The following is a 6,201-nucleotide window of genomic DNA, read 5'->3' as shown; positions in this document are numbered from 1 at the left end:
CACGCTTCGTAATCTACCTACCAATAGTTGGTAACTCTCTATGGGAGGAGCTCTGGAGGAGTAGAAGGAGGGTTAGGCTGGTGGCTGAGATAATTGAGTAAGCTTGGAGACTTAAGAGGGTTGGGCGATGAGGGGGCTGGCTGGTAGCACTAGTATTCAAGGATAATGTTTTCAGGGTTAGGGCTGAGAGGGAGTTCCCAGCATTACAGAGGGGGTTTAAGCTTAAGGGTGAAAACCATGTAGCGTACGTATTCCAGGCTGGGGTGTGTAGCGAGTATGAGGGTTCAAGGTTTGAGGTTAAATGTCTCAACCCATCACAGGTCTCCAAGCTAGACCTGCTAAGGTTACCTAAGGAAGCTAGCCTGGAATCCGGGGAGCTGGTGGGGTTACTCGAGAAGCTTAAATCCATTGAGGGTGAGTTCGAGAAGACTTCAGAAGAGCTCCTAGGGTTGCTACCAGGTGTTGGTAGGGGGTTTCCGGAGAGGGTGGGAGGTTATGCCTTGAGAGACTTGAGGTTCTATCTGATGGTAGACTTGCCCCCATGACCTACTATGCTGAGCTCTGTGCAAAGAACGTCCTCGGGATGCTAAGGGTTACTAGGTATCTTGGGGATCTCTACGTGTACGATGGTGGTGTTTGGATTAGCGAGTCTCAATCAGTCGATGTTATTAAATCCATAGTGTGGGCTAGCTATGTGAAGCTAGAGCTAATGAATCTAGGTTGGAGGTATACGAGCTTCGAGAAGGAGGTTTTAGCGGGTATTAGAGCTGGAGCTCCGGTAGCTGAACCGATTAGAGGTGTTAGGGCTGGGGATCACATCATATTATGGGAGGGTTCACGTTATGAGATTAGAGATTATAATGGTGGGTTTGTAACACATGATATACCACCAAGGGTTAGATCCGACGTTCTAGCTAAAGCTAGGAGTATGGGGTGGAATGCCAGGCAACTAGCCGAGTCGGAGACCCCAAGAGTCGTTGAGGTCTTCAAGGAGTGGGCTGGGGATATGTGGTTAGCATTATTCGAGGTTATAGGCTATACTACGATGGCCTACGACTACCCACTACATAAGGCTATAATGCTGGTAGGTGAGGGTAGCTCGGGTAAGAGTAGCTATCTAAGACTCGTAACCGAGATACTAGGCCCCTGGAATGTCTCAAGCATACCGTTACAGGCGTTTACAAGCTTAGACTATAGGTTCCTATGGGGTTCTATTATCAACAAGCCTGGCAACATATTCCCAGATCTCCCCCAGAAACCCCTAAGGGATACGGGTATCTTCAAGGCCCTCACAGGGGAGGACTACGTATTCATCGATAGGAAGGGTAAGGAGCCCGTGAGGTACAGGAACTACGCTAAGATGATATTCGCAGCAAACCAGCTACCCCAAGTCTCGGATTTAACACATGTATTCTACAGGAGATGGCTTATAATCAGGTTCACGGGTAGATTCCAGGAGGACCCAACGTGGTATAGTAGGGTTGTAACAATGGAGTTCAGAGACAGGGCTTTAACGGTGGGGCTTGAAGCAATGAGGGAGGTCTTGGAGAGGAAGGCTTTCACAGGTAGGAGCTCGGAGGTGAGAGAGTTCTGGCTAAGGGAGACGGATCAAGTGTACAACTTCATAAGGACACTTGAGGAGCCCAGGCTAACAAAGAGGGATCCTAACAGCAGGGTGGAGACAAGATGGTTCTACGAGCTCTACACAAGATGGGCTGAAAGAGAGGGGTTAGAGGTGCTAGCTAAGAAGAACTTCACGGAGCAACTAGCAGAACATGGAGTACAGAAGGTTAAATCAGGTAAGCTGGAGCTCTACAAGGGCATAATGCTACTCGAGAGACCCGATGTAGTAGAGGAGAAGCTCCTCAAAGGAGAACAAGAAGACCTAGAAGCATATATCTAATAACTACAACCACACGAGTTAGATAACGGTCTCCAGGCTGTTATCTAACACCCTACATCACCCCCACATGGTGCGATCCCGTACAGAGTCCAACCCCTAAACGTATTGGAGTGTATTGGAGCACTACAAGCACCTTCTACGGAGAGGTGCGTAGAACGCTCCATAATGCTCCAATACAAACACGTACTTCCAATATACTTCTATAGCTAGATCTTTTACAGTTTACCTCCCCTGTATTTTCTAAAAGGATAGTAGCGAAATGGAGCATATTGGAGCACTAGGTGCACACCACCGGAGACGTACACCTACTACTCCAAAACACTCCATAACAGTGAGGGGTCAACTCTCCAGGTATATCTTCTAATAGCAGGGTATAAGTTGTTGTTTTAAGTGTTTAGCTTATAGTGGGTTTGACTGTTATCCATGAATACTCTCCGAGGGCAAGCTGGTTCTACGAGCTATTCGCTAGGTGGTGTGAGCTCAGCGACCGGGAGATTCCAGCGAAGAAGACGTTCACAGAGCTCCTGGCAGCATACGGGATAACAAAGGTTACAATCAAGGGATACCCGTACTACAAGGGGATAACGTTGCTAGCTAGGATGGATGAGATCGAAAGCAAACTACTAGGCGGAAAAGAGGAGGGCCTAGAAGCACACCATAAGTAACCCCTCAACCAAGAGGGGACACCACCCGGCACATCATACTTTCACGGTGTGATAAGCTTAGAGTTACCAGCAAACCCCGAGTTAGATAACACAGGTAGACCCATTATCTAACCAGATATACACAGAGGGGTGAAGGGGGTGATGTAGGGTGAATAACAGAAAGGATTACCACTCCCCCCTATAGCCTACACCCTCCCCCTTAGCAGTTTGAAAACGTTATTCACCCTACATCACCCCTACGAGTACAATTGGTAGCGTACTCCTAGGATGTGGCTAGCCGTACACTGAGGGGTTGTATGCTAGTATACTTGATATAACACGTATAATACCTGTATACTAGTACGATGGATTACCATTACACTAGTACGCCTATATACCAATTGCGTCTCCATCCCTCATCCTGCGCGTACCCAGCCGTTAGGGAGCTTGCAGGGCTCCTAAGGGGCTGGAAGGCGGGGGAGCGGAGACTTAGAGCGGTCACCCCTATCAGGCTACCCTATCTGCTCAAACAGCCAGAACTCGATGGACTCGCGCTCCTCACAGGATTCAGTCTCAACTCTATCCTCTGGGCAACCGGTGTTCACGATAGCAACTATGTACCTACCCTCCGAGTACCCGTCCTTTAGAGGGATGACACATAGTATCCGTGCGACTTCTCCAAAGAAATCCTCAACGCTACGCTCCTCACCGCCGACTACCACTGTACCCTTAAGCTCCGCCGGCATGTTGTTAGCACTGCATGCACGCTCAAGGAGGAGCATCATCAGCTTATTTTGAACCCCCTCAAGCTCGTAATCAGCCCCTCAACCAGTAGCTCATTATACCCGACCGGTCTGTACCTGTTCATCCTACCCCACCCGCACGGGGCTATTAGTGGCAACGAGAGGTTTAATAAACACATTGAAGCTACGAGCCCCACGTGGACCTAGGGCTCCAAGGAGCCTAATGCATAGTTAAGATCGAGGGCACTTAAGCCTGAGGTAATGGGGTTAAGCTGGATAATCATCCGGATTATGAGTAGTACTCCTTTTAGAAGGTTGCTATGTTACTCTGCGGCTCCTAACCTCCTCTAAGACATTATTAACTATGACTAAGGTATGGCTAAGCGGTAATTATAGTCTTAATCGATCTCCTTGCCCCTAGTAGTTCCCTCGCGATCCTCCTAGGCCCACTTATATCCTTTAACCCTGTTAACCCTTCTCGTTACATCAGCTTCCTCGAATAAACCACCCGCCAGCGGTCCATGCTTGAGGTCACTACTACTTCTATTACATCTCACGATATGCGTCTAAAACAACATCATGCTTTATTACTGCTAGTTATTAATACATTAATATGTAAATTATGTAAATATATAACAAGAGTGTGGAGTGTAGTATGTAGTAAATGCTTAGTGTTGAGGGGTGGTGTAAGGTTGTCTGAGCGTACATATGGTAAGTCCAAGACCTGCTTGAGGAAACCCGGGAATGAGGTCTCTGGGCTCCTCGTCCCGTGCATTAGGGGGTGGAGTTAGTTGAGCTCTGCGCAGATAAACCCCCTAGTTGAGGCTGCGCGGGAGTCTATCAATTACTTGAGAAGCCGGTTTCACACTGAGAAGCCGCACATCTCCGTCTTGGCCCCTCCCCCGAGTTGGTTCTTCTCGACAACGTGTAGTGCCTGTCGCAGGTTAACCAAGGAGGTGGAGTTAGAAGAGGAGGAGGGGGTTGAGGAGACTGAGGAGGTAGAGGAAGTAGAGATGGCAGCGAGATCTAGGAATCCGGGTCATGCGTTTGGAGCAGCTATTGCCGTGGAGGGCGAGGGGGAGACCCGCTTTAAATTCGATTTCTATGTGAGAAGGGGGAGGAACGGCTGGGGAGATCCACAGAGGGATCCCCACACGCGAGTATCGGTAGAAACCAAAGTCTCAGTAGCTGGCCATCGGATTAAGCTCCTAACGGCAGTGTCCGTAAGCGGACGTGAGGTAGCGAGACGCTCTGTAGATATTGAGGGTTGCGGTGCGGCCGTATTTGCTGTGGTTCCACGCTCAGCTTGGGAACTTGGGGGTTTCAAGGAGGCAGTCAGCAGGCTCGCTAAGTACCACATGCAGAACATGCCGGTCGCAGCCCGCGAGGAGCCCATCGTCGAGACCATATGGCTGAATGAACAGGACTCCAGCGAGCTTGCAGCCGAGGTGATCGATAACAGAGGAGACGTCCTGGGGAGGTACTTCCAGTCGTTTGCCGTGCTTGCAGTTGCGTGCAAGGACAGTAGTGGCGAGCTCTGGGTAGCTTCCTACTTGCTGAACCTAGGAGGGTGCTTCCAGAGCGATCAGAGTAGAGGAGCTGAGAAATGGCTAAGAAAGGTGTGCTCAAGCCCGTGGAGAGCCTATACGTTCGATAGAGGGGAGAGGTGGGCCTTAGGGTACTTGCTGGAGGTGGAGGGGGAAGTAGAGATCCTCGGAGGTCTCAGGATACTAGCTAGGTGGGGCGACCACGGCCTCGAGAAGGCCGCCACAGTCGGGTGCATGCTGATTGAGGAGGAAGAGGGCAAGAAGTATCGGTTGAGAGACTACCACCTAGTCGCTGAAGAGCTATACCCACTAGAGGAGGGTAAGGCCCCGATCGACGCTATCCGGGAGCTAGCAAGCATAGTAGGCGGTAGCGTTTGCGAAGACTTCCAGAAAGCTGTAGACGCTTTGGGGAGGGCTATCGAAGATCTTGGCATTAAGAGACTGTATAGGTTCCAGGAGGAGGCTGCAACCGCGATCCTAGGAGCTGTTGAGAAGGCATCTAGAGGGGCAAGTCCGCCAGCCATAGTGATTACTGCTAGGACCGCTGGCGGGAAGACGCTGGCATTTCTAATACCTGTTATCCTGCTAGCTGCTCAACAAAAACTCTGTAACAAGAGTGTAGGCGTCAAGGCGATCCTAATCTATCCTACGAAGGCGTTAGCCAACGATCAAGTTGAGGAGCTAGCCCATCTTCTTTATAGGATATGGCTTAATGGGGGTCCCAACATAACATTTGGACTTCTGCACGGCGATGTACAAGATGCGATCTCGGTGTCATCCTCTGAGGGACCCGTAGAGATCCCGGCCTCATGCCCAGATCACGGCGGCAATCTAATTATATCGTGTGATGGGAGTAGGTGTGCCGTTACCTGCACTGCGAGCAGGGATAAGTGCCGGTTCGCTGAATTTATGAGCCGTAATATGAAGAAGGTGAGAGACGAGACATACTACGAGCCGCCAGACATACTAATAACCGATGAGGATATGCTAAACCGGATATTATCAGGCTCGCCGAAAACCCATACAGGTAGTAGGGCCTCAGCTCTTTGGTACGAGTGGCAACTCCTAGGGAAGCCCTATAGGAGGTGTACAGCTTGTCAGCACACTTACCCGGCCGCTTTAGAGATTAGGAGGTGCAGAGTGTGCGGTTCAAATAGCGTGGAGGGGCCGATCACTCCATCTAAGCCCTCCATAGTAATCTTGGATGAGGCCCACCAGCTCTATGGGAGCTTCGGCATCCAGGTTCACCATATGCTCTCCCTCCTGGAGGAGACTGTGGCCTCCAAAATAGTGTACGTCTTGTCTAGCGCCACCATGGGGAAGGCTAACGAATTCGCCAGCTCGCTCCTAGGCAAGCAGAGTAG

General features: G+C 50.3%; 5 protein-coding genes. 4 read left to right on the top strand and 1 reads right to left on the bottom strand.

Annotated elements, in window-relative coordinates; genetic code table 11:
- Positions 1-263: 263 nt before the first annotated feature.
- From ACP5N5_RS05055 to ACP5N5_RS05045, 3 genes are all read left to right on the top strand, one after another.
- The gene (locus ACP5N5_RS05055) at positions 264-545 is read left to right on the top strand and encodes a hypothetical protein (RefSeq protein ID WP_428133520.1); all 282 of its coding nucleotides are present in this window, start codon (positions 264-266) and stop codon (positions 543-545) included.
- Positions 542-1,903 carry a DNA primase family protein gene (locus ACP5N5_RS05050; protein ID WP_428133518.1) on the top strand — a complete coding sequence of 454 codons (1,362 nt, stop codon included), beginning with the start codon at positions 542-544 and terminating at the stop codon, positions 1,901-1,903. The genes ACP5N5_RS05055 and ACP5N5_RS05050 overlap by 4 nt, the downstream gene beginning before the upstream one ends.
- A 404-nt stretch (positions 1,904-2,307) precedes the next feature.
- The gene (locus tag ACP5N5_RS05045) at positions 2,308-2,568 is read left to right on the top strand and encodes a hypothetical protein (protein WP_428133516.1); all 261 of its coding nucleotides are present in this window, start codon (positions 2,308-2,310) and stop codon (positions 2,566-2,568) included.
- A gap of 491 nt (positions 2,569-3,059) precedes the next feature.
- Here the strand turns inward: ACP5N5_RS05045 and ACP5N5_RS05040 are convergent, their stop codons facing one another.
- Positions 3,060-3,293, bottom strand: coding sequence for a hypothetical protein (locus ACP5N5_RS05040; protein WP_428133514.1), 234 nt, complete (start codon positions 3,291-3,293; stop codon positions 3,060-3,062).
- A 953-nt stretch (positions 3,294-4,246) separates the two neighbouring features.
- Here ACP5N5_RS05040 and ACP5N5_RS05035 point away from each other — a divergent pair.
- On the top strand, positions 4,247-6,201 hold a 1,955-nt coding region (locus ACP5N5_RS05035; protein WP_428133512.1), incomplete at its 3' end, for a DEAD/DEAH box helicase.

This window comes from Desulfurococcus sp., assembly GCF_049970475.1.
Lineage (GTDB): Archaea > Thermoproteota > Thermoprotei_A > Sulfolobales > Desulfurococcaceae > Desulfurococcus > Desulfurococcus amylolyticus.
Note: the sequence above shows the minus strand (reverse complement) of the source record. Positions and strands in the feature narration are given on the sequence as shown.

What these genes read in the sequence shown, in the direction of transcription:
- ACP5N5_RS05050 (WP_428133518.1), top strand. Translation starts at nt 542, where the DNA reads ATGACCTACTATGCTGAGCTCTGTGCAAAGAACGTCCTCGGGATGCTA.
- ACP5N5_RS05040 (WP_428133514.1), bottom strand. Translation starts at nt 3,293, where the DNA reads ATGCCGGCGGAGCTTAAGGGTACAGTGGTAGTCGGCGGTGAGGAGCGT.